We start from the raw sequence: 21,633 nt of genomic DNA on the forward strand, positions 1-21,633 counted from the left end.
TTGACGCTTGTTCCGGTGCGATGCCTCCGCCGGACCCTCAACCTGGTGAGGTACGCGATGCCCCGAGGGCGGCTGCGCCCGGTGGACCTGGCGCGCGAGCACGGCCTGTCCACCCAGGCGGTCCGCAACTACGAGGAGGCCGGGATCCTCCCGCCCGCCGCGCGCACCGAGCACGGCTACCGCACCTACACCAGCCGCCACGCGCAGGCGCTGCGCGCGTTCCTCGCCCTGGTGCCCGGGCACGGGCACGCGACGGCCACGTCGATCATGCGGGCGGCGAGCGGGGGCGCCACCGAGGAGGCGCTGCGGCTCATCGACGAGAGCCACGCCCAGCTCCTGGAGGACCGGCGCACCCTCCAGGCGGTCGAGCAGGCGCTGCGCTCCCTGGTGCCGCTGCGCTCGCCGGAGCCGGGGGTCACGTTCATCGGGCCGCTGGCCAGGAGGCTGGGGATCCGCCCCGCGACGTTGCGCAAGTGGGAGCAGGCCGGGCTGGTCGAGCCGCGCCGCGACCCGGCCACCGGCTACCGCGTCTACAGCGCCGCCGACGTACGCGACGCGCAGCTCGCCCACCAGCTCCGGCGGGGCGGCTACCTGCTGGAGCAGATCGCGCCGCTGATCCGCCAGGTGCGTACGGCGGGCGGCCTCGCCCCCCTGGAGAGCGCGCTGGGCGACTGGCAGGCACGGCTGTCGGCCAGGGGCCGGGCGATGCTGCGGGGCGCGGCGGCGCTGGACGCGTACCTGGACGGGCCGGCGTGAGGTTTCTTGTCGGCCCCGGCTGGCATGCTGTCCGGCCATGGACACCACACGCTACTGGCAGCTCGTGGAGGACTCCCGCGCCGGCGCGGGCGACGAGTGGGAGGTCGCCGCCCGGCTCACCGACCGGCTCTCCGCCCTTCCGCCCGCGGAGATCATCGCCGCCGCGCAGGCCTTCTGGGACCTGATGGCCGGCTCCTACCGGGCCCCGCTCTGGGGAGCCGCCTACATGATCAACGGCGGCTGCTCGGACGACGCCTTCGAGTACTTCCGGGGCTGGCTGATCACGCAGGGGCGTGAGGTGTTCGAACGGGTCGTGGCCGATCCCGACTCGCTCGCCGACCTGCCTGCCGTCCAGGAGGCGGCGGCCGGCCGGCTGGAGAAGGACTGTGAGGAGATGCTGGGGGCCGCCTACAGCGCCTACGAGAAGGCGACCGGTGAGCGGCTGCCGCAGGGGTCCTACACGATTCGTTACCCCGACCTCGACCCGGAGTGGAGCTTCGACTTCGAGGAGGGCGACGAGCTCGACCGCCGCCTGCCCCGCCTGGCCGCCCTGTACGACCGCTGAGCCCCCGCCCGAGCCGTGCCGGAGGACTTCCAGGCCGCCTCTGGCCTTGCCGGCCATGGGGCGGCGAGGATGGAGGCCAGCCGGACGGCCTTCACGACCGGCCCCGAAACGCGAGCCGGAGGAGGCCCGCCATGGCCGTGGAGCTCATCTACGAGACGCACGCCACCACCACCGACAACGAGGACGGCATCTCCACCGGCTGGCTCCCGGGCGAGTTGTCGGCCGCGGGCCACCGCCAGGCCCGCGAGCTGGGCGACCGCCGCCGGGCCGACGGCCTCGCGGCGGTGTTCGTCTCCGACCTGCACCGCGCCGTCCAGACGGCCCGGATCGCCTTCCCCGACGCCCACCCCCCGATCCACCAGGACCGGCGGCTGCGGGAATGCGACTACGGCGACCTCAACGGCAGTCCCGCCACGCTGATCGCCGAACGCCGCGCCCGCCACATCGACGAGCCGTTCCCGGGCGGGCAGAGCTACCGGCAGGTCGTGGCGGGCACCCGGGCCTTCCTGCACGATCTCGTCAAGGGGTGGGACGGTGCCCGGGTGCTGGTGATCGCCCACTCCGCGAACCGGTGGGCGCTGGACTGCCTGCTCGGTGGAGCCTCACTGGAGGGGGTGCTGGGGGAGGGGCGGTTCGCCTGGCAGCCGGGCTGGTACTACACGGTGCCGGACGGCTTCTGAACAACTCCTGGCCGGCGGACGCCGCGGGCTCGACCGATCCCCTCATCGACATGACGAAGGAACCGGTCGGGTGCGGGCCGTCCTCGACGCGCCCGGGAGTCAGCTGCCGACCGGTTCGGCGCGCAGCCGGGCCGAGTGCTTGACGAGGGCGATCAGGACCTCCCTGCTGGAGTCCCGCTTGCGGGCGTCGCACATGATGATCGGGATCGACGGGTTGAGCTGCAGGGCCAGTCGTACCTCGTCGAGCTCGAACGTCGGCGAGCCCTCGAAGCAGTTGACCGCCACCACGAACGGCGTGCCGCGCCGCTCGAAGTAGTCGACGGAGGGGAAGCAGTCGGCCAGGCGCCGGGTGTCGGCGAGGATGACGGCGCCCAGGGAGCCCTCCGCCAGCTCGTCCCACACGAACCAGAACCGCTCCTGCCCCGGCGTGCCGAACAGGTACAGGACGTAGTCGTTGCCGAGGGTGATCCGGCCGAAGTCCATCGCCACGGTGGTGGTGCGCTTGGCCTCCACCGAGGTCAGGTCGTCGACGCCGATGCCGCGGTCGGTCAGCACCTCTTCGGTGCGCAGCGGCCGGGTCTCGGAGACCGCGCCCACCATCGTCGTCTTGCCCGCGCCGAACCCGCCGGCGACCAGGATCTTGATCGCCGTCGGCAGGCGCGGACGCTCAGAGCGAGCGAAGACCATCGAGCACCGCCCTGTACATCTTCATGTCGTGCATGTCCACCTCGGATCGGGGTTCCTGGGCAGAGACGAGTTCGCGGTCGAACAGGTCGCCGAGCAGCACGCGGATGGTGCCGGCCGGTAGGTCCAGGTATGCGGCTATCTCGGCTACGGACTTGGGTTCGCGGCAGAGCTGGAGTATGCGCAGGTGCTCGGGGTCCAGCCCGGCGTCCGGCCCCGGCGGCGGGCCGACCGCCAGCGCCATGGAGATCAGGTCGAACCTGCCGTGGGCAGGCTGCGTACGGCCACGGGTCACGACATAGGGCCGGATGATCTCCGGATCCACCCAGTGCTCGTCCGTGGGCTCGTCCGCGCCTCTCACCGGTCGCTCCCGGCGACGGCCTGGGCGTTGCGCGCGCCGGAGGTGAGGTACTGGCCCACCCGCGCGACCATCATCGCCATCTCGTACGCCACCAGCCCGATGTCGGCGTTCTGCGCGCACAGGACGGCCAGGCAGGCCCGCTCACCGGCCGCGGTGACGATGAGGAACTGGTTCTTCCACTCCACGACCGTCTGCCGTACGGCACCGGCGGAGATGTGGTCCGAGACGCCCTTGGCCAGGCTCTGCAGCCCGGAGGCGACGGCGGACAGATGCTCGCCGTCGGTCCGCTGCAGCCCGGCGGACGAGGCCATCAGCAGCCCGTCGGACGACAGCACGATCGCGTGCTCGGCCTCCTTGACCCGGTTGACCAGGTCGTCCATCAGCCAGTTGAGGTCGGTGCCCGCGGTGGGGGTCATGCGTCACCTCCTTGCTGTTCCTCCAGCATCTTGGCCGCCTGCGAGCGGCCGCGCCGGGTGCCTGACTGCAGAGATCCCATCATCGCGCGGATCTCCTCCGGCGAGCGCTCGTCATCGTCCTCCTCAAAGTCGGGCTGCGTGGGTGTGTCGTCACGCAGCGCTGGCGCCAGGTTGGCCTGGGGCACCCGAAGGGGAAGCCCCCCTGGTGTGAACTCGGTCACAGACTGCTGCTCCGGTTCGGCTGGCGTTTCGGCTTGTGGTTCCGGGGCGGGCGCGGATTCGGGCCTCGGCACGGCTTCCGGCCTCGGCACGGCTTCGGGTCTCGGCACGGCTTCGGGCCGGGGCCGAGGGGCGGGCGGGGGCGTGGGGGCAGGGACGGCCGCGGGCCGCGACGGGAGCGTGCGCACGTTCTCCGCCGTGGTGGGCCCGGCGGGCCCGGTGGCGGGCCCGTTGGTGGGCCCGTTGGTGGGCCGGGTGGCGGTGGCCACGGCCGGCTGCCTGCGCGGCAGCCGGTCCCGCTCGCCGCCGTCGCGCGGCTCGGGCGTGGGGTCGAGCTGGACGAGCTCCTGCGGCAGCAGCACCACGACCGTCGTGCCACCGTAGGGGGACGCCTTGAGCACCACCTGGATCTCGTGGCGCCTGGCGAGCTGGCTGACCACGTAGAGCCCCAGCCGGGCGGTGCCGGTGATGCGGAACTCGGGCGGGTCGGCGATGCGCTCGTTGGCCGCGTCGAGGTCCTCGGGCTTCATGCCCAGGCCGCGGTCCTCGATCTCGATCACGTACCCGTTGGCCACGAGCTGGCCGTTGACCTGCACGTTCGTGTACGGGGGCGAGAACGACACGGCGTTCTCGATCAGCTCGGCGAGCAGGTGGATGACGTCACCGACGGCGCGGCCGACGAGCACCACGTCGCCCATGGGCATGAGCGAGACGCGCGTGTAGTCCTCGACCTCGGCCAGCGCGCCGCGGACCACGTCGACCATGGGCACCGAGCGCCGCCACGTACGGGCGGGGGAGGAGCCGGACAGGACGATGAGGTTCTCCGCGTTGCGCCGCATGCGGATGGCGAGGTGGTCGAGCCGGAAGAGCTCCTTCAGCTCCTCGGGGTCGGTCTCGCGGCGCTCCATCACGTCGAGCACGGTGAGCTGGCGGTGCACCAGGCCCTGCGTCCTGCGCGCGAGGCTGAGCAGGATGTCGCGGATGCTGCGGCGCAGCTCGGCCTGCTCGGCGGCGACGGCGATGGCGGTGCGCTGCACGGTGTTGAACGCCTGGCCGACCTGGCCGATCTCGTCGTCGCCGAAGTCGAGCGCCGGGGCCTCCTTGGCGACGTTCACCTCCTCGCCGTGGCCGATGCGCTCGACGATGCCGGGCAGGCGCTCGTCGGACAGCTCGTGGGCGGCGTCGCGCAGCTTCTTGAGCTGGGCGAGGAGCTGCCTGGTCGTGGTGATCGACAGCACGATGGAGGCGATGACGGCGAGCAGGCCGAGGCCGCCGGCCAGGACGAGCCGGACGACGACGCCGATGCCTCCGGGCACGGCCCGCTCGACCAGGTTGTCGCCGCCCTGGGTGATGAACTTCTCCAGCGAGGCGCGGGCGGGCTCGGTGGCGGAGCGCCATTCCTGCGCGGTCACGGCCGGCACGAGCCCGCCGTCGGACTGGGCGATGCGCTGCTCCAGGACCTGAAGCTGCTGCACCGCACGGCTCTTCGCCCACACCTGGTACGCGGCCGCGTCCTCGGGCCTGAGCTGGGCGGCGGCCTTGTCCAGGGAGATCCGGTAGAAGCCGGACAGCCGTACGAACTCGGTGTGCTCCGCCCGGGTGAACCCGCCCCTGGCCAGCGCACCGGCGAAGAGCGCGTCCTCGCGGGCCAGGTACTCGCTGGACTGGCTGATCGCCAGCATGGTGCGCGCGTCCTTGGCGATCTCCTTGTCGTCCAGCGCGGCCACGCCGTCGAACATGCGGTACAGGGAGTCGATGACGTCGTTGTAGGCGTCGGCGGCCTGGGTCTGGTCGAGCCGGCCGCTGTCGATGGTCTTCCGGGTGGCGTTGATCCCCTCGGTGGTCTCGAGCGCCTCGTCGATGCGGCGGGTCAGGGTGGCGTCGGCGGCGAACCGCACGCTGGCGCTGGTCGCGGACTCGACGAGCGTGCTGTGCGCCGTGTCGGTCTTGACCCGCTGGTCGCGCAGCGACTTGTCGGGCAGCCGTCTCGGGCTGCCGAGAGCCTCCATCGTGATCCGGCGCTCGCGCTGGAGCTCCGCGAGGAGCACCTCGGCGGGCTGCACCGCGCCACTGTCGACAGTGGTGGCGCCCAGCAGGTTGACGCCCTCCCGCAAGGTGACCCAGGCGGCGAAACCCCACAGCGCGACCAGCGACACCAGCAAGGCTGTCACCTTGGTCCGCACGCTTGAGTTACGCAAACGCATATTAACCGTCCAGGTCAGAGGGGTGCGTCAAGCCGAATGTCAAGACTTTCGTGGATATTTCTGCAAACGGCACCCGGGATACCTTAGCAATGCCGCAAGGCCCGCTCAAGGCGGGAAAATCCTAATACATGACCTTAAGTCCCGATTTACCGGGATTCTAAGGCAGATGCGCCCAGGTGCAGGGCCGCCAGGATCGCCGCCCGGACAATGGCGATAGGCGTGTAAAGGTCCTTGTCATGCCAAAGCGACGGATAGTCCGACATATCACCCATACGCTGCAGGTACGCGTGGCCTCGCGCGGCGGCGCGGGCGTACCGCTCGTCCACCGCGCCGCCCCGCGCCCGTTCCGGCAGCAGCAACGCCTGGATCGCGTACGCGGTCTCCTCCAGCGTGCCCTCCCAGCGCCCCCACGACCCGTCGGCGCGCTGGGTGCCGAGCACCCACTCCCGCGCCATGGCGATCGCGGCGGCGTGCTCACGGCCGCCGTACTCGCCGAGCGCGAGCACGCAGCTCAGCGTCGCGTAGAGCGGTGAGGCGTGCCAGCGGTCCTCCCAGTTGCCCGCCGGGTGCTGCCGCTCCGCAAGCAGGCCGGCCAGCCGGGTCCTGACCTCCGCGTACGCCCCCGCCCTCGCCGGGGCGGTGGCGGCGTACGAGCCGAACGCGTCGAGCACGTGGGCGTTGACGCTGATGGAGAAGCCGTCCTCGCCCTGCCAGGTGCAGAAGTGCGTGCCCGTGTCGAACGCCAGCAGGCTCCCCGGATCGAGGGCCACGCCGTGCAGCGCCAGGGCGTGCAGCGCCACCGACGTGGTGTCGGCGTCCGCGGGCAGCCCGGGGCCCGCCGGAGTGCCCGCCGGGCCGATCGACGCCCTGAGGTCGGCCAGCATCTCCGGCGGCACCTGGACGTCGAGACCCGCCCGCGAGAGCCAGGTGAGCACCCAGCCCCGCTCGAAGACCGTGATCGGCAGCCCCACGGGCACCGGGCCGCCGTACCGGGTGACCACCGCCTCCAGATGGCGCAGCGCGAAGTCGGCTTCGAGCTCGGCGCCGTTGGAGAGCCAGGCGGCGGTCGCGGCGGGCGAGGCGCCGATCGTGCCGATCACCGTGGGGCGGACGGACCGCGCGCCGCCCGACAGGCCCGTGGCCTCCAGGGCGTGCAGCAGCTTCTCCGGCAGGCTCGCGCCGGACTCCACCACCCGGCGGACCTGCTCGACCCGGCTGTGGTCGAGCCCGAGAGGCAGGGGGAGCGGCGCGCTCGCGCCGTGCGCGTTGATGAGCGTGACCAGCCCGGGGACGATCAGATCGACGGCCGGCATGTCGGGCACGTCCGACACCCGGGGCAGCCGCTCGTGCAACGCGGCCAGCCCGCTGCGCGCCGCCTGCGCCACGTGCTCCATGTCCTCGGGGGTGAGCCCTTCGCCGGATCCCGACGCGACGGTGAGCAGGGCCTCCGTGGCGCTCAGTGTCGGCACCAGGCCGTAGCCGTCGGGCGCGCCCCACGAGCCGTCGGGCCGTTGGGTGCGCAGCAGGTAGTGGACCCGCTCGCGATGCCCGATCAGCCACGGGGCCAGGGTGACCAGCCGTCCCGTCTCGTAGACCGACGCGGACACCTGACCCCACGGCGTGGACATCAGCGTCGCCACCAGCGCGCCGGCCTCGCGGGTGACGTTCACATCTCTCCCCAGTAGTCGGTGATGCCGTAGAAGCCGGTGTTGAAGCCCAGTTGCCGCTCCAGGTACAGCGCCGCCCTGGGCGAGCTCTCCCGCAGCGGCTCGATCAGCTCGGCCGCCGCGCGCGAGTGCCGCGCCATGCGCTCGATCACCTCGTCACGCTCGGCGCCCAGCGTCAGGGCGTTGGCGTCGCCCCAGCGGCTCTCCCTGTCGTACGTGGTCAGGTCGTTCAGCAGCCGGAGGTAACGCTGCACCTCGTCACCGGCCTCGCGGACCCGGTCGAGACCGGCCGGGGTGGCGGGGTCGCCGGTGGACAGCCAGTGCGAGAGGTTGACGAAGGAGGAGCCGCAGCTGTCCGCGTTCGCGAGGTACTCGTCGAGCTTCAGGACGGCCCCGGACGCACCCCACTGCCACTCGCGCTCCATCGCGGTGAGCATGCGCTCCAGCTGGTCGCACCAGCGCGGGTCCCCGCCGGCGTCGTCGCGCAGCTCGGCGAGGAACCGGGTGAGCGGGCTGTCCGGCTCCTTGCCGCCGGCGGCCACGGCCACGCAGTCGCCGGTCAGCGCGGCCACCTCGGCCCGCGACGTGGCGACGTGGTCGATGAGCAGGTCCACGGCGAACACCCACAGGGCCGCCCGGTTGACCGCCCGCAGCTCCTCCGCCCTCGCCCAGGGCGAGCCGAACGCGCCGACCAGGCCCAGCGAGTGGAAGAACCCGGGGTCGAAGGGCCTGGCGGGGAAGAGGCCGGGAAAGCGGGCGGCGTGGCGGCTCAGGTCGCGGGCGCACTCGACGCCCAGCGCGCAGGCCCTGCCGAGGTCCGCCGCGACGGTCAGGCCGCTCATCCGCGCCCCACGGGAACGAGGGTCATGGACAGCCCGGCGGTCGCCCGCAACGTCGAGGCCAGCCGGGGGACCACCGGGCCGTCGGTGTGCAGCACCGGCCGGTACCTGCACAGGATCCCGGCCACCAGCAGCAGCGCCTCCATCGTGAACAGGCGCGGACCCAGGCACGAGTGCGGCCCCGCCGAGAAGGGGAAGTAGGCGTACCGGTGCCGTCCGCGGGCGTTCTCCGGCGCGAACCTCCCGGGGTCGAACTCCAGCGGCCGCTCCCAGAACTCGGGCAGCCGCTGCGTCAGGAACGGGCTCAGCACCACCGTGGACCCGGCGGAGATCTCCACCCCGCCGATCGAGTCGGCGTGGATCGCCGTCCTCGGCAGGATCCAGCCGGGCGGGTAGAGCCGTACCAGCTCGTCCAGGAACATCCGCAGGTAGGTGAGCCCGGGCAGGTGAGCCAGGGTGACGGGGCCGGGGCCGACCACCCGGTCGATCTCCTCGTAGACGTTCGCGGCGATCTCCGGGTGCGCGTCCAGCACCGGCCAGACCCAGGTGAGCGCGGTGACGGAGGTCTCGGTGGCGGCGCCGTGGACGGCGACCATGTCGTCGCGGATCAGCCGGTCCATGTCCGGCTCGCCCTTGCGGGCCTCGCACAGCAGGGAGACGAGGTCGTTCTCGTGCTCGCCGCGGGCCTTGGCGTACCGGATGCGGGGGTAGACGACGTCGTCGATGGTCCTGATCGCCTCGCGGAACGCGCGGTCGCCCGGTAACGGGAACCGCTCGGGCACGAACGGCAGCAGCAACCGGATCGCGCGGGCGGTCACGCCCGTGTCGTAGGCCGGCGCCAGCCGTTCGATGTCCGCGTCGGAGATCGTGGAGCCCAGGAAGAGCCGGACGATCGCGGGGTGGATCAGGGCGGAGACGGTGTCCGCGATGTCGATGGGCCGCCCGGGCGCCACCACCGAGTCGATGAGGTCGGTGACGATGGCGGCCATGCGCTGGGCGAGCGAGTCGACGTACCGGGCCGTGAACATCGGCTGGAGGATGCTCCTGCTGGCCTTCCAGCCGGGGCCGTCCGACAGGATGCCCTGTCCGATCAGCGGGGCCAGCGGGTCCCAGAACATGCCCGTGCGCAGGTAGTTGGACTGGTTCGTCTTGAGCACGTGCTGCACGTGGTCCGGATGGGTGACCAGGTACGGGCGGAACGGGCCCATGTTCAGCCGGACGAGCTCGCCGTTCGCGCGCCGGCCTGCCTCTTCGACGGCACGGAGCGGGTCGCGGGCGTTCCTTGTCAGTAAGCGGAGAAGGGGCAGGGTTTGGGCATGACGAGTCGGCATGCCGTCGAACGACACCGGACCTCCAACGCATCCGTCTCGAATGACGGACATTCACTGACAAAAGTTAAGCTTCCCGTGGAGTATCACACGACACTTCGGGTAATTTCAAGATCGCCGGGAGCAAGGAGCGCATGCATGGACGTCGGCCACAGAGCCCTCACGGGGCCCGGTGACGAGGCCGTCGCCCGCTGCCGGAAGCTGGTGGAGCCGGCGCTCCGCGAGGCCGTCGCCGTGCTGCATCCCTGGGGCGCCGCGATGGCGGCGTTCACTCTGGGGTGGTCCGGCATCGACGGCAAGCCCCGTCACCACGGCGCGGGCAAGGGCCTGCGTCCCGCGATCGCGCTGCTGAGCGCGGAGGCGGCCGGTGGCACGGCGGAGCCGGCGTTGCCCGCGGCGGCAGCCGTCGAGCTGGTGCACGCGTTCTCGCTGGTGCACGACGACATCATCGACAACGACGAGCAGCGCAGGCACCGCGAGGCGCTCTGGAAGGCGTACGGCGTGGGGCCGGCCCTGGTCACCGGAGACGCGCTCCTGGCGCTGGCCGTCAGGCAGCTCGCCGGCCATCCCGCGGCGATGCGCCACCTGTCGGCCGCCCTCGTCGAGCTCGTGCAGGGCCAGACCGCCGACATGGCCTTCGAGCAGCGCGCCTGGGCCGGGCCCGACCGCGTCTCCACCGAGGAGTACCTCGAGATGGCGGCCGGCAAGACCGGCGGCCTGCTGGGGGCGGCCGCGGCGGCGGGCGTCGAGCTGGGCGGCGCTCCGCAGCTCGCCCCACGGATGTGGGACATGGGGCGCGACCTCGGCGTGGCCTTCCAGATCGTGGACGACATCTTGGGCATCTGGGGGGACCCGGACGTCACGGGCAAGCCCGTGCACAGCGACCTGCGCCGCGAGAAGAAGACGCTCCCGATACTCGCCGCCCTGTCCTCGGGCACCACGGCCGCCCGCGAGCTGTCAGCCGTCCTCATGTCGGGCGCGACGGACGACGACACGGTACGGTACGCCGCCGGCCTGGCCGAACAGGCAGGAGGCCGGGACGCGGCCCAGGCCCTGGCCGAGCGGTACCTGTCCTCGGCACTCCACGCTCTGGACGAGTGCCTGCCGGACGCCGCGGAGCTGCGCGACCTGTGCCGCTCCCTGGTCGACCGGGTCAACTGACCGCCCCGCGCCCCCGGCACCGCGGCCGGCCGGCCCTCCTCAGGCGGGCCGCGCGCCGATGGCCGACATCAGCAGGGGATAGGCCCGGTGCAGCTCCCGCTGCCAGGACGTGTGGTTGTGCCCGCCGCGGTGGAAACGGGTGCGCACCGGGATGCCCAGCTCGTCCAGTCGGCCGGCGAACGCCCTGGCCGCCCGGTTCGCCAGGTCCTCCACCAGGTCGCCCTCCCCGGCGGACACGTACAGCGTCACACCCTTCAACCTGCCCGCCAGGTCGTAGGGGTTGTGCGCGCGCCAGATCTCGCGCTGCTCCTCCGGATCGCCCCAGATGCGCTTCCAGTCGGTGCCGAAGCAGCCGATCGCGGTGCCCGCCATCACGGCCTGCGGGACGCCGGGGCCCAGGATGTGCAGGGCGCCGCTGAACGAGGCCGCCGCCTCGAAACGACCCTTGGCCGCGTACAACATGGCGCCCTGCCCGCCCATCGAGTACCCCGCGACGGCCTGCCGCGGGCCCGCCCGGTAACGCTCTTCGAGCAGCGGCAGCAGCTCCTCCAGGTGGTGGCTCTCCCAGCGCGGCGGGCCGCCCTCCCCGCCGTTCCACCAGTCGGAGTAGCTGCCGCACCCGCCGCCGTCCGGCATCACGACGAGCACGCCGGTGCCGCGGGTCAGGGCCTCGACGTCGGTCTTCGCGGTCCACGAGGTGTGGTCGTCCAGCCCGCCGTGCAGCAGCCACAGCACGGGCCAGCCGGTACGCGACTCCCAGCCTCGGGGGAGCAGCAGGCGTACCTTCGCGGTGGCGTCGAGCGCCCGTGACCTGATCGTCAGCTCCATCCTGCGCTCGTCCAACCGGCGCTCGCTGACGACCTCGGTGCGGGCCGGAGCCGGAGCCGGCTCCCGGCCGGGCGGATCGCCGCCGCCGGGCCGCAGCACCGCCACGGCCGCCAGGCCCAGACCGGCGGCGACCACCACGCCGACCAGGCATCCTCGTAACCGGGGCCGCATCGCGATCTCCTTGTTGGATGTGCGGATAATAGCGGGATGAGATCAATAGGCACCACGGACCTGTCCGTGTTCCCGATATCGCTCGGCACCAACGTCTTCGGCTGGACGGCCGACAAGGAGACGTCGTTCGCGATCCTCGACGCCTACGTCGACGGCGGCGGCAACTTCCTCGACACGGCGGACGTCTACCCGTACTGGGCCACGGGGGAGTCCACCTCCGAGACGATCATCGGCGAGTGGCTCGCCTCGCGCCGCAACCGCGACTCGATCGTGCTGGCCACCAAGGTCGGCATGCTGGAGGGGCTCGAAGGGCTCGCGCCGGCGACGATCAGGACGGCGGTCGAGGACTCGCTGCGGCGGCTGCGTACGGACTACATCGACCTCTACTGGGCCCACGTCGACGACCACGACACGCCGCTGGTGGAGTCGCTGGCCGCGTTCGACGCGCTGATCCAGGAGGGCAAGGTCCGCCACGTCGGGGCGTCCAACTACTCCGCCGGGCGGCTGGCGGAGGCGCTCAAGATCTCCGAGGCGGAGGGGGTGGCCAGGTACGTCGCGCTGCAGCAGCCGTACAACCTGGTCGAGCGGGGCTACGAGGGCGAGCTGCGGGAGGTCGTGGCCGGGGAGGGGCTGTCCAGCGTGCCGTACTTCGGGCTGGCGCGCGGGTTCCTGACCGGCAAGTACGCGCCCGGCGTGGCCGTGGACAGCCCCCGGGCCGGGAAGGCGGCCGAGTACCTGGAGACCGTCCACGGGCCCAGGACGGTGGAGGCGCTCATCGAGCTGGCCAGGGAGCGTGGGGCGGCGCCGGCGTCGGTGGCGCTGGCCTGGCTGGCCGCCCAGCCGACGGTCACGGCGCCGATCGCCAGTGCGCGGGACCTGGAGCAGTTGCGGCCGCTGATGGAGGCGGCGGCGCTGACGCTCGGCGCCGAGGAGCTCGCCATCCTGGACGAGGCCTCCCGCCCCTGACCCCTCGGGGCCGCGCGCCCCACCCCGCGCTTCTCACCGCCCCTTGCCGCCGCGCGACAAGGGGCGGTGAGAAGCGCAGTGGCATGCTCTGAGTCCGGGCGCCGCTGTCAGGCGGCCGTGAGGCCCTGCTGTGCGACCCACTCGGCGACGCCGCCCGCCTCGCCCTCGACGGCCTGCGTCCAGTGCGGATCGGCGGCGATCGCGTCCTGCACGGAGGCGTGGGAGGCGAACACGGCGGTCAGCCCAGTGATCTTGAAGATGCGCGAGATGCGGTCCGTGGTCATCACGAGCGCGAGCGAGCCGTCCTGCGTGCGCAGCCGCTTGAGGCCGCCGACGAGCACGCCCAGCCCGGTCGAGTCGAGGAACTGCACCGCGCCCAGATCGACGATGACGTGCACGGTGCCCTTGGCCGCGAGGTCGATGATCTGCTCACGCAGCTTGGGGGCGGTGAACACGTCGACCTCGCCGGCGACCTTGAGCACGGCGCAGTCGCCGACCGGTCCGACCACCTCAATGACGATGTCCTGCATCTCGGCCTCACCATCGCTCGTGTCATCGACTACATTGACGGGGAACTCTGAGCATTTACAGTACTGCGGTCGTCGGGCGTCCGTCAATGGGTGACTGTCGGTGTCATCCTGGGGAATGACAACCGAGGTGGAAGAGGTGAGGGATGCGGGTCGAAGAGGCCATCGGGCGGCAGATCGCCCGGCTGCGCGCGGAGCGCCGGATGTCGCTGACCGAGCTGGGCGAGGCGCTGGGCCGCTACCTCGACAGGCCATGGAGCCGCCAGGCCGTCCACCAGGCCGAACGCGGGCAACGGTCCTTCACGGCGGCGGAGCTGACCGCACTCGCCCTGGCCCTCGACACCTCCGTCCCGGTGCTGTTCCGGGTCGAGGACGAACGGATCGAACTGCCCGGTGGCGCCGTCTCCCCCGAGGACTACCGGGGGATCCTGCTGAGCAGGGAGCCGGTCATGCCGCTCGACGGGGTGGAGGAGCTGATCGTGGCCCTGCACGACATCGGCGAGGTCCTCGCCCGCCCGGCCCTGGCCCGCCTCGCCCGCATCGGCCGCGTAGCCGACCAGGTCGCCGGCCCGGACCTCTGACCCCGCCCGGCCCGCACCCGCCCGGCTGGCCCGCTCCGCCCCGACCGCCGGGCACCGGCACCCCGGACCGCCCATCAGCCTCACGCGTCACACCTCACGTGCGGCCAGGGCAGGGTGGCTCAGTGGTGGTCCGACGAGGACACGTCGAGGTCGCGCGGCGTGAGCCACCACACCGCCAGCGTGCCCACCCCCAGCAGCACGGCCGCGACCCCGCTGGTCAGGACGAGGGAGTCGGTGAACGCCGCCGTGGCCTGCCCGGCAAGCCGGGAGCCCGCCGCCCCCAGCTCCCTGGCGACGTCGAGCGCCCCGCCCAGGGACTCCCGTACGACCCCCGCCCCCGGCCCCGTGTACGCCACCTCGCTCCGGTACACGGCGGCCGCGACGCTGCCCAGGACGGCCACGCCGAGTGCCCCGCCCAGCTCGTAGCTGGTCTCCTCGATGGCGGCCGCGCTGCCCGACTTCGCCGGCGGAGAGCCCGACATGATGGCCGCCGAGGCGATGGCGAGCGAGCCGTTCCCGAGACCGATCAACGTCAGCGCGACCGCGACCGGCCAGTACCCCAGCGGGCTGGGCGCCACGACGAGCAGCAGGAACGCCAGCCCGGTCAGGGCCAGCCCGCCGGCCAGCACCGTACGGGCTCCGATGCGCGCCGCCAGCGAGGGGGCCAGCGGCGAGGCGACGACGGCGGCCAGCGCGGCGGGCAGCAGCCGCACGCCCGTCTCCAGCGGCCCGTACCCCTGGACGAGCTGCATCCACTGCGCGAGCAGCAGCAACACCGAGGCCATCGCGATGGACGTGACAAGCGCGGTCACCACCCCGGCCGAGAAGGGCGCGCTGCGGAACAGCCGCAGCTCCAGCAGCGGATCCTCCCTGCGCAGGCACCGCACCGCGAACCAGCTCAGCGCCACCACCGCCACCACGGCCGCCACGAGGGCGCCGGGGGAGGTGAGGCCGTACTTGCCGAAGTTCTTGATCGCGTAGACCAGGGCCACCATGCCGGCCATCGACAGCAGCGTGGCCACGGCGTCCCAGCGTCCGGGCCTCCGGTTCCTGGACTCCGGCAGCAGGAACAGGCCGAACCCGATCGTCAGGACCATGACGGGCACGTTCACCAGGAACGCCGCGTGCCAGCTGAAATGCTCCAGCAGCACGCCCGCCACGACCGGCCCCAGCGCGGCGCCGACCGCGGCCATCGCCGACCACACGCCGAGAGCCTTGGCGCGCTCGGCGGGGTCGGTGAACAGGTTCCGGATCATGGACAGCGTGGACGGCATGATCATGGCGCCGCCGACGCCGAGCAGCGCCCGCACGGCGATCACCTCAAGCGGGCTGTCGGCCGCCAGCACGGCCAGCGAGGCCAGCCCGAACACCGCGAACCCCGTCATCAGCATCCGCTTGCGGCCCCACCTATCGCCCAGCGCGCTCACGGTGACGAGCAGCCCGGACAGGACCAGCGCGTACGCGTCCACCATCCACAGCAGCTCGATCGACTCGGGCCGCAGGTCCTCGGAGATGGCGGGCAGGGCGACGTTCAGCACGGTCATGTCCATGACCACGAGCAGCACGCTGGCCGACAGCACCGCCAGGCCCGCCCACCGCCTCCTCGACGAGACGGGCGACGTGGTGATCGTCATCCTTCCTCCCCCTGGGGTGCGGCGCCGTGCAGGAACGTGCTGATCAGCAGCCGCGTCACGTCCCGCCGGGCGACGTCACCGTTGCGCAGGCTCTCCCGCACGGTCACGAGCAGCCCGTACACGGTGTTGCTGATCCAGCGGGCGGGCAGGTCGGTGCGCAGCAGGCCCGCACGCTGCGCGGCGGCGTAGAGCGCGACCTCGCGCTCCTCCAGCTCGTCGGTACGCCGCCGCAGCTCCGGATGGGTCGCCAGGCGGTCATCGGTCAGGCCGAACCCGTACTCGTCGGCGACGTCGATCACGCCCTCCAGCAGCGCGTTCAGGGCCTGCTCCAGCGCCTCGGGGTCGCCTGACGCGGTCGCCGCCGCCACGCCGCTGGTCACCTGCAGGCGCTCCCACTGGTCGTAGGCGCGGTGGGCCAGGGCCAGCATCAGCTCGTCGCGGCTGCTGAAGTGGCGGTGCAGGGTGGCCCGGCTGATCCCCACGGCTTCGGCGAGCTGCGCCATGGAGGCGGCCGGGCTCTCGTTGAGGTGATGGATCGCGGCCTTCATGATCTGGTCGCGCGTCGCTGCCATGTACACACCTAGGTATCGTTTGAGACATCAATGTCTCATACGATACCTGAATGACTCAGAGCTCTGCTCTGCGGTACGAAGAGTTCACCTGATTCGTCGCTGTTTCGCCCGGCATGTTCGGGGGTCGAGCGAGAACCGAGCCTGACCGAGCGCGGCTCGGCAGACGCCTCTCGCTTCCCCGTGATGGCGATGGAGTCGCAGGTGGGGCTATGGTTCGGAGCTGTGGTGATCGGTGACGCGCGCACGCGCATCCTGGACGCGGCCGAGGAGCTCTTCGCGGGTGGCGGCTACGAGGCCACCCCGACCGTGGTCATCGCGAAGCTCGCGAAAGTGCCCAAAGAGCTGATCTCCGACTATTTCCCGCGCAAGATCGACGTACTGGTCGCCCTCGTGAACGAGCGCACGCACGTCGAGGAGGACGACCAGGTCGACGCCGTTCCCGGCGACCTGGCGGGCACGCTGGCCAGGCTGTCGCGCGCCCTGCCGCTGCGCGCCTCACCGGCGATGCGGCGCATCCTGTTCCGCGAGGCCGACACGCACGGCTCCGTCAAGGAACGCCTCGGGCGCCTCAACGGCGAGTTGGCCAGGCGCGCCCGGTTCGCGCTCGGCCTGGCCCTGCCGGGCGCGCGCGGGGACGCGGCCCGGCTGGAGGTGGCCGCGGCCACGTTCGCCGCCATCCTGATCTACCAGGAGAACCTCTGCCAGCTAACGGGTCACCAGATCGACCCCGACGCCGTCGCGGAACTCATCGCCCACTCGCTCGTCTAGCAGCTCGTCCAGCGCCGTACGCAGGTGGTCCAGCAGGCCCCACACGTCGTCCACCCGGTCAGGGCAGGCCACGATGCCGAAGTCGAGCATGCCGTCGTAGGAGAAGCAGGTGATGTTCAGCCCGCCGCTCATGTCGGTCAGCACGGACAGCGGGTAGTACGACAGCACCCGGCCGCCGCACATGTACAGCGGGAACTGCGGGCCGGGCACGTTGCTGATGATGAGGTTGATCGGCGGGCACGCCATCCCGGCCAGCCGGAAGATCGCCGGAGTGGCGAGGCTCGTCAGCGGGGCGGGCAGGATCGAGCACAGCTCGCCCAGCCACGTCGCCGGCGCCAGCGCGAACCGTCGTTTGGCCGTGCCCATGGCGGCGACGACCGCCTGAAGACGCTCCATGGGGTCGGGCAGGTTCGTGGGCATGGGGGCGACCATGGCCGAGATCTGGTTCCCCACCAGGTCCTTCGCCTTCGCCCTGCGCACCGCCACGGGCACGGCCACGATCAGCGGCGCCTCCGGCAACGCGTCCCGCTCACGCAGCCACGAGCGCAGGGCCGAGGTGCACAGGGTCATGACGACGTCGTTGACGCTCATGCCGTTGGCCTTGGCGACGTTCTTGACGTCCTTGAGCGAGAGCGAGCCGAACGACAGGTGACGGCGGGCGCTGATGGGGCCGTTGAGCGGGGTACGGGGGACGGCCAGGCTGGGCAGCTCGGGGCGGTGGTGCTGGTCGCCGGTCACCATCCGCGCGGCCTTGGCGACCAGCTTCGCGCCGGGCAGGGCTCCCACGACCGGGATGGCGTCCAGGTCTCCGGCAGCTCTGACCACCGACTGGACGGCGCGGACGGGGTGCGTGGCGGTGCGGAACGCGGCCCCGGCCAGCATCCCGATCACGCTGGGAGCGTCGTCGGCGGCCCGGGCTGGGGCGGCGTCGCGCGAGGTGCGGGTGTCGGGGTCGCGCGAGGTGCGGGTGTCGGGGTCGCGCGAGGTGCGGGTGTCGGGGTCGCGCGAGGTGCGGGTGTCGGGGTCGTGCGGGTGGCTCGGGTGGCTCGGGTGGCTCGGGTGGATGTCGCACGAGACCGCCCCGGTGGTGCCACGAGAACGAACGGCGCGGGCGGTGCCGTGCGGACGTGCGGCGTGGAGCGCTTGGCCGGAGCCGGTCTCGCAGACGATGCGGTGCTCCTCAAGCGGCTGTCCGACGGCCGGGACCTCGGCATCCGCGGCGCCGACCGCCGCCCGTCCCGCGCCGCCCGCGGCCGCCCGTTCCGTGCCGCCCGCGGCCGTCCGTCCCGTGCCGCCCGTGGTCGTCGGCTTTGTACCGCCGCTCACCATCGCCGTCCCACCGCCCGCACCCGTCGCCCCGGCGATGGCCCCTGCCCCCGCGCCCGCGCCCGCGCTGGCGCCTGCCTCCAGGCCCGACCCCGTGCCGGCGCCTGCGCCTGGCGTCGCTTCTCCGTCGTTCCTCGCCGTCGTCTGGCGGCTTCTCGGTGTCAGGTGTCCGTCCGGGGTCAGGTCGAGCAGCGTGGCGAGGGTTTCCGCGCCTGAGACGCCGTCGATCGCTGCGTGGTGCACCTTCGTGTAGACGGCCACCTTGCCGTCGAACAGTCCGTTGATCAGGTGCATCTCCCACAGCGGGTGCGCCCGGTCGAGGTGGCGGGCGTGGATCTGGGCGACGGCGTCGGCGAGCTGCCAGTGGTCACCGGGCTCGGGCAGGGTCAGCTCGAAGAGGTGGTGGTCGAGGTCGAAGCCGGGATCGGCGGCCCAGTAGGGGTGGTCGAGGCCGAGGGGCACCTCGGCCAGGCGCAGGCTGAGCGCGGGAGAGAAGTGGATGCGATCGAGGAGGAGCTCGGCGAGCGCGCTCCGGGTGACCGCGCCGTCCGCCGAGTCGAGGATCGCCAGGCCGGCCACGTGCGCGGCGGTCGTGGGCGTTTCGACGTTGAGGAACTGGGCGTCGAGTGCGGTCAGCTGGCGCATCGGCTCTCCTTTTCCTGATGTGGGCAGCATCGCATCAGGGGATGTCGGGGAGGTTTCTGCGCGAGTCTTTCAGATGAATTCGAGTGCGCCGTACGAGTGGTAATGGAAATCTCCAGCTCAGCCCGGATCGGTGACAATTTCCTATCCATTGACGACGTGAATGGGATGTTGCACGACGGCGTCGAAGTGATAGCCGAACGGGTGGCGCGGTGTGGTGAGGGGCTGCGTGGCGCCGGTCTCGTCCGTGGCGCGCGCCATGAGCAGGCGTGTTCCCGTGCGCTCCGGAGCCCAGGCGATGTGCCAGGGCAGCCAGGCCTTGACCAGGTGCTGGCCGTGATGCTCGGCTGTGCGCCAGCTCAGCCCGCCGTCGAAGCTGACCTCCACCCGGACGATCCTGCCCCGCCCCGACCATGATCGCCCACGCAGGATGTGCGGGCCCGCGACAGGCACGCGCGCATTCCAGGGGATCTCGAATGCGCTCTTCACCGGCTGTGTCGTGACGTCGGGGTAAAACACCGTGTTCCACGGTGTGTGCAGCGGCCGGGTCGAGACTTCCATGTCGCCGAGCCATTTGATCGACGCTATTCCCACCCATCCCGGCACCACCAGCCGTGCCGGAAATCCATGGTCGGGCGGCAGCGGGACGCCGTTCATTTCATAGGCGACGAGCACGTCGTCCATGGCCTTGCCGATGGGCAGCGGACGGCGGACGTGACCATGATCCTCGAACGGGGCGTCGAGCCCGGTGGGCAGCACGTCCACCGCCTCGGGGCGTACGCCGGCCTGGCTGAGGAGATACTTCAGCGGCACCCCGCGCCACCGCGCCACCCCGATCGCGCCGAGCCCCCACTGCGTGCCTGGAGCGCCGTCGTGCTGTTGCGTGCGGTAGAAACGCCGCCCGTTGCCCGCACACTCGATCGCCAGGTCGTACGTGCGCGACGGCATGGCGCGCAACTCGTCGTAGCTGAACTCGCGCGGACATCGCACGCCCTCCCCGTGGATGCCCAGCCGCCAGGTGGTGACGTCGATGAGCGGGGTGAAGGTGTGGTTGCGGACGAAGAAGCGGTCGTTCGGGGTGTGGTAACCGAGCCCCGCCATGGACTCCCAGCGCATCTCGGCGCTGTTGCCGTGGACCCTGAACAGGTGGTCGGGCAGCGGCTTCACGATCGCCGCGGTGGCTTGCTTCATGGAGCATCACCTCTTAGTGCCTATTTCCTACCAGGAAACCATTTAATCTCCTCGCGCTGTCTCCGCGCGCCCCTCATTGCCAAAATCTGTCATGACACTGCGGGAACGTTCCATTGCTGCCGCTCACCGACTCCTACCCGAGGTCAGGCCCACCCCAACGCCTCCACGGGCCATGTCCTCGTGTGGCGGGGTGCCGGCTCAGCTCGCCTTCACGAGGGTGGCGAAGGGTGTGCCGGCGTTGAGGCGTTCGATCAGGGAGAGGAGGCCTGCGCGGCCTCCGTTGTCGCGTAACCAGCGGGCCACCTGGCAGGCGGACTTGGCGTACGTGCCGGCGTCCTTGCTCGCGGCGGTCAGCCACTCGTCGAGCGTCACGGGAAGCGGGCCTGACGGGGGCACCAGGCAGCGGTCGTCGGCTGCCCCGGGGTCCTTGACCGCCCCACGACCGTCGGCGGTCCCGGAATCGTCGGCGGCCCGGGGGTCATCGGTGGTCCCGGGGTCGTTGGTGGTTCGGGGGGTGGAGGCGGTTCGGGGGGTGGAGGCGGTTCCGGGGTCGTTGGTGGTTCCGGGGTCCTCGGCCGGTTGGCGGGCGTCGGTGGTTCCGCGGTCCTCGGCCGTTTCGGGGGCGAGGTAGCGGGCGTCGTCGGAGACCACGACCGCGAGGCCCTCGTCGAACCACTGCGGGACCTCCGCCCCGGACGTGAGTCTGGTGTGCAGCTCGACGTGCGACATCTCGTGGGAGGCGATCACCGTGTCGACGCCTCTCGGGGAGAGCATCACCGCCCGGTTGAGCACCGCGATGCCGCGCTCCTTGCCGCCTCCGATTCGCTCATAACAGCTCTCTGTCATACAGACGAGCAGGGTGGGAGAGCTCGTACGGGTGCCGTAGAAGTCGGTGATCCGGGTGCGGGCCTCGGCGACCGTTCGTTTCACCTGTGCCTTCTGGGCGTCTGACAGGCCGTCTTCGGTGTAGACGGAGCCCTCCAGCTCGATCAGGCCGTAGCAGCCGGGGCAGGTGGTGGCGGCCAGGGAAGGGTAGGCCAGGACCACTCCGGCGAGGGCGGCGACGAGCAGCGCTGCCAGCACGGCGAGAACGCGCGTCCAGAGCTTGCGGGACTTCTTTCGCGCGGAGGGCATCCTGCGAGGGCTCCTTGATGGTGGGTGTGCGGGTGGTGAGGCCACTCTTTCGCAGTTTCGGGGCGGGCACATCGGACCGTGGTTTGACATTCCTCGGGGGTGGGCTCACAGGCAAGGAATGAGTGGTGGAAATGGCGGTGAACGGCGGAGTTCGCCGCACGGCGACGGGCGAGTCGTGAAGAGGGCCCTGGACACAACGGGTGTCGGGAGCAGCCAGGGAAGCAAGGTGTTGGACGCCTTGGGGTCGCTGGTGGCCAGGGTGCTGGTCGCGTTTGGGGCGGCTGATGGTCCGAAGGGCGGTCGCCTTGGGGTGGCTCGCGGTGCGGAGTGCGGATCCCGTTAGGCAGTGGCTCGTGGTGCGGGATGCGGATCACGTTGGGGTGACTGATGGCCTGGAGGCGGCGGTCGTGTGG

Annotated in this window: 20 protein-coding genes and 1 pseudogene; 7 read left to right on the forward strand and 14 right to left on the reverse strand. The window is 71.7% G+C overall.

Translation table 11 applies throughout. From position 1 onward, the window contains the following. Positions 1-57 precede the first annotated feature (57 nt). The 3 genes from HD597_RS08070 to HD597_RS08080 all read left to right on the forward strand — a co-directional run bounded on the left by HD597_RS08070 (position 58) and on the right by HD597_RS08080 (position 2,001). Positions 58-756: a TioE family transcriptional regulator gene (locus tag HD597_RS08070; RefSeq protein WP_253759270.1), complete on the forward strand. Its 699-nt coding sequence runs from the start codon at positions 58-60 to the stop codon at positions 754-756. Between the two features lie 37 nt (positions 757-793). After that, positions 794-1,321, forward strand: coding sequence for a DUF4240 domain-containing protein (locus HD597_RS08075; protein ID WP_253741128.1), 528 nt, complete (start codon positions 794-796; stop codon positions 1,319-1,321). Between the two features lie 131 nt (positions 1,322-1,452). Then, the gene (locus HD597_RS08080) at positions 1,453-2,001 is read left to right on the forward strand and encodes a histidine phosphatase family protein (RefSeq protein WP_253741129.1); all 549 of its coding nucleotides are present in this window, start codon (positions 1,453-1,455) and stop codon (positions 1,999-2,001) included. 99 nt (positions 2,002-2,100) lie between these two features. Here HD597_RS08080 and HD597_RS08085 read toward each other — a convergent pair whose 3' ends face one another. The 7 genes from HD597_RS08085 to HD597_RS08115 form a co-directional block, all read right to left on the reverse strand. Further along, positions 2,101-2,688 (reverse strand): GTP-binding protein, encoded by a 588-nt coding sequence (locus HD597_RS08085; protein WP_253741130.1) that lies wholly within the window; start codon positions 2,686-2,688, stop codon positions 2,101-2,103. After that, positions 2,669-3,046: a DUF742 domain-containing protein gene (locus HD597_RS08090; RefSeq protein WP_080036635.1), complete on the reverse strand. Its 378-nt coding sequence runs from the start codon at positions 3,044-3,046 to the stop codon at positions 2,669-2,671. The genes HD597_RS08085 and HD597_RS08090 overlap by 20 nt, the downstream gene beginning before the upstream one ends. Next, positions 3,043-3,462 carry a roadblock/LC7 domain-containing protein gene (locus HD597_RS08095; RefSeq protein ID WP_253741132.1) on the reverse strand — a complete coding sequence of 140 codons (420 nt, stop codon included), beginning with the start codon at positions 3,460-3,462 and terminating at the stop codon, positions 3,043-3,045. Before HD597_RS08095 ends, HD597_RS08090 begins: the two co-directional genes overlap by 4 nt. Next, positions 3,459-5,852, reverse strand: coding sequence for a nitrate- and nitrite sensing domain-containing protein (locus HD597_RS08100; RefSeq protein ID WP_253741134.1), 2,394 nt, complete (start codon positions 5,850-5,852; stop codon positions 3,459-3,461). Before HD597_RS08100 ends, HD597_RS08095 begins: the two co-directional genes overlap by 4 nt. A gap of 179 nt (positions 5,853-6,031) precedes the next feature. Beyond that, positions 6,032-7,555, reverse strand: a complete 1,524-nt coding sequence (locus tag HD597_RS08105) for a prenyltransferase/squalene oxidase repeat-containing protein (RefSeq protein ID WP_253741136.1) — start codon at positions 7,553-7,555, stop codon at positions 6,032-6,034. Further along, on the reverse strand, positions 7,552-8,394 hold the full coding sequence (locus HD597_RS08110) for a terpene synthase family protein (RefSeq protein ID WP_253741138.1): 843 nt from the start codon (positions 8,392-8,394) through the stop codon (positions 7,552-7,554). Before HD597_RS08110 ends, HD597_RS08105 begins: the two co-directional genes overlap by 4 nt. Next, positions 8,391-9,722, reverse strand: coding sequence for a cytochrome P450 (locus HD597_RS08115; protein ID WP_253741140.1), 1,332 nt, complete (start codon positions 9,720-9,722; stop codon positions 8,391-8,393). The genes HD597_RS08110 and HD597_RS08115 overlap by 4 nt, the downstream gene beginning before the upstream one ends. Before the next feature lie 135 nt (positions 9,723-9,857). On the opposite strand from HD597_RS08115, the gene HD597_RS08120 reads away from it, so the two are divergent. Next, complete coding sequence (locus tag HD597_RS08120; RefSeq protein WP_253741142.1) at positions 9,858-10,880, forward strand: polyprenyl synthetase family protein; 1,023 nt, start codon at positions 9,858-9,860, stop codon at positions 10,878-10,880. Positions 10,881-10,919: 39 nt separating this feature from the next. Here the strand turns inward: HD597_RS08120 and HD597_RS08125 are convergent, their stop codons facing one another. Next, a complete protein-coding gene (locus tag HD597_RS08125; protein WP_253741144.1) occupies positions 10,920-11,879 on the reverse strand; it encodes an alpha/beta hydrolase in 960 nt (319 codons plus the stop codon). 36 nt (positions 11,880-11,915) lie between these two features. Between HD597_RS08125 and HD597_RS08130 the strand changes: the two genes are divergently transcribed. Further along, a complete protein-coding gene (locus tag HD597_RS08130) occupies positions 11,916-12,845 on the forward strand; it encodes an aldo/keto reductase (RefSeq protein WP_253741147.1) in 930 nt (309 codons plus the stop codon). A 197-nt stretch (positions 12,846-13,042) separates the two neighbouring features. Here HD597_RS08130 and HD597_RS08135 read toward each other — a convergent pair. After that, positions 13,043-13,375, reverse strand: a pseudogene (locus HD597_RS08135) (STAS domain-containing protein); the annotation flags it as partial. Positions 13,376-13,518: 143 nt separating this feature from the next. Between HD597_RS08135 and HD597_RS08140 the strand changes: the two are divergent. After that, complete coding sequence (locus HD597_RS08140; protein WP_253741149.1) at positions 13,519-13,953, forward strand: helix-turn-helix domain-containing protein; 435 nt, start codon at positions 13,519-13,521, stop codon at positions 13,951-13,953. Between the two features lie 119 nt (positions 13,954-14,072). Here HD597_RS08140 and HD597_RS08145 read toward each other — a convergent pair whose 3' ends face one another. Then, positions 14,073-15,587 carry an MFS transporter gene (locus HD597_RS08145; RefSeq protein ID WP_253741150.1) on the reverse strand — a complete coding sequence of 505 codons (1,515 nt, stop codon included), beginning with the start codon at positions 15,585-15,587 and terminating at the stop codon, positions 14,073-14,075. Next, positions 15,584-16,159 (reverse strand): TetR/AcrR family transcriptional regulator, encoded by a 576-nt coding sequence (locus tag HD597_RS08150; protein ID WP_253741152.1) that lies wholly within the window; start codon positions 16,157-16,159, stop codon positions 15,584-15,586. The genes HD597_RS08145 and HD597_RS08150 overlap by 4 nt, the downstream gene beginning before the upstream one ends. 222 nt (positions 16,160-16,381) lie before the next feature. Here HD597_RS08150 and HD597_RS08155 point away from each other — a divergent pair, with 222 nt between their 5' ends. Further along, positions 16,382-16,927, forward strand: coding sequence for a TetR/AcrR family transcriptional regulator (locus HD597_RS08155; RefSeq protein WP_253741154.1), 546 nt, complete (start codon positions 16,382-16,384; stop codon positions 16,925-16,927). Here the strand turns inward: HD597_RS08155 and HD597_RS08160 are convergent. The 3 genes from HD597_RS08160 to HD597_RS08170 form a co-directional block, all read right to left on the reverse strand. Next, the gene (locus tag HD597_RS08160) at positions 16,865-18,898 is read right to left on the reverse strand and encodes a wax ester/triacylglycerol synthase domain-containing protein (protein WP_253741156.1); all 2,034 of its coding nucleotides are present in this window, start codon (positions 18,896-18,898) and stop codon (positions 16,865-16,867) included. The genes HD597_RS08155 and HD597_RS08160 overlap by 63 nt on opposite strands. Before the next feature lie 141 nt (positions 18,899-19,039). Then, a complete protein-coding gene (locus HD597_RS08165; RefSeq protein WP_253741158.1) occupies positions 19,040-20,086 on the reverse strand; it encodes a sulfite oxidase in 1,047 nt (348 codons plus the stop codon). A 198-nt stretch (positions 20,087-20,284) separates the two neighbouring features. After that, the gene (locus HD597_RS08170) at positions 20,285-21,220 is read right to left on the reverse strand and encodes a hypothetical protein (RefSeq protein WP_253741160.1); all 936 of its coding nucleotides are present in this window, start codon (positions 21,218-21,220) and stop codon (positions 20,285-20,287) included. Positions 21,221-21,633: the final 413 nt, after the last annotated feature.

Origin of the sequence: Nonomuraea thailandensis, assembly GCF_024172165.1 — a bacterium.
In the GTDB taxonomy this organism is placed as follows: domain Bacteria; phylum Actinomycetota; class Actinomycetes; order Streptosporangiales; family Streptosporangiaceae; genus Nonomuraea; species Nonomuraea thailandensis.

Excerpts from the sequence above, each read along its gene's own strand:
- HD597_RS08130 (WP_253741147.1), top strand. The coding sequence starts at position 11,916 with ATGAGATCAATAGGCACCACGGACCTGTCCGTGTTCCCGATATCGCTC.
- HD597_RS08070 (WP_253759270.1), top strand. The coding sequence starts at position 58 with ATGCCCCGAGGGCGGCTGCGCCCGGTGGACCTGGCGCGCGAGCACGGC.
- HD597_RS08075 (WP_253741128.1), top strand. The coding sequence starts at position 794 with ATGGACACCACACGCTACTGGCAGCTCGTGGAGGACTCCCGCGCCGGC.
- HD597_RS08080 (WP_253741129.1), top strand. The coding sequence starts at position 1,453 with ATGGCCGTGGAGCTCATCTACGAGACGCACGCCACCACCACCGACAAC.
- HD597_RS08145 (WP_253741150.1), bottom strand. The coding sequence starts at position 15,587 with ATGACGATCACCACGTCGCCCGTCTCGTCGAGGAGGCGGTGGGCGGGC.
- HD597_RS08095 (WP_253741132.1), bottom strand. The coding sequence starts at position 3,462 with ATGACCCCCACCGCGGGCACCGACCTCAACTGGCTGATGGACGACCTG.
- HD597_RS08150 (WP_253741152.1), bottom strand. The coding sequence starts at position 16,159 with ATGGCAGCGACGCGCGACCAGATCATGAAGGCCGCGATCCATCACCTC.
- HD597_RS08140 (WP_253741149.1), top strand. The coding sequence starts at position 13,519 with ATGCGGGTCGAAGAGGCCATCGGGCGGCAGATCGCCCGGCTGCGCGCG.
- HD597_RS08110 (WP_253741138.1), bottom strand. The coding sequence starts at position 8,394 with ATGAGCGGCCTGACCGTCGCGGCGGACCTCGGCAGGGCCTGCGCGCTG.
- HD597_RS08115 (WP_253741140.1), bottom strand. The coding sequence starts at position 9,722 with ATGCCGACTCGTCATGCCCAAACCCTGCCCCTTCTCCGCTTACTGACA.
- HD597_RS08085 (WP_253741130.1), bottom strand. The coding sequence starts at position 2,688 with ATGGTCTTCGCTCGCTCTGAGCGTCCGCGCCTGCCGACGGCGATCAAG.
- HD597_RS08120 (WP_253741142.1), top strand. The coding sequence starts at position 9,858 with ATGGACGTCGGCCACAGAGCCCTCACGGGGCCCGGTGACGAGGCCGTC.
- HD597_RS08160 (WP_253741156.1), bottom strand. The coding sequence starts at position 18,898 with ATGCGCCAGCTGACCGCACTCGACGCCCAGTTCCTCAACGTCGAAACG.
- HD597_RS08165 (WP_253741158.1), bottom strand. The coding sequence starts at position 20,086 with ATGAAGCAAGCCACCGCGGCGATCGTGAAGCCGCTGCCCGACCACCTG.
- HD597_RS08125 (WP_253741144.1), bottom strand. The coding sequence starts at position 11,879 with ATGCGGCCCCGGTTACGAGGATGCCTGGTCGGCGTGGTGGTCGCCGCC.
- HD597_RS08170 (WP_253741160.1), bottom strand. The coding sequence starts at position 21,220 with ATGCCCTCCGCGCGAAAGAAGTCCCGCAAGCTCTGGACGCGCGTTCTC.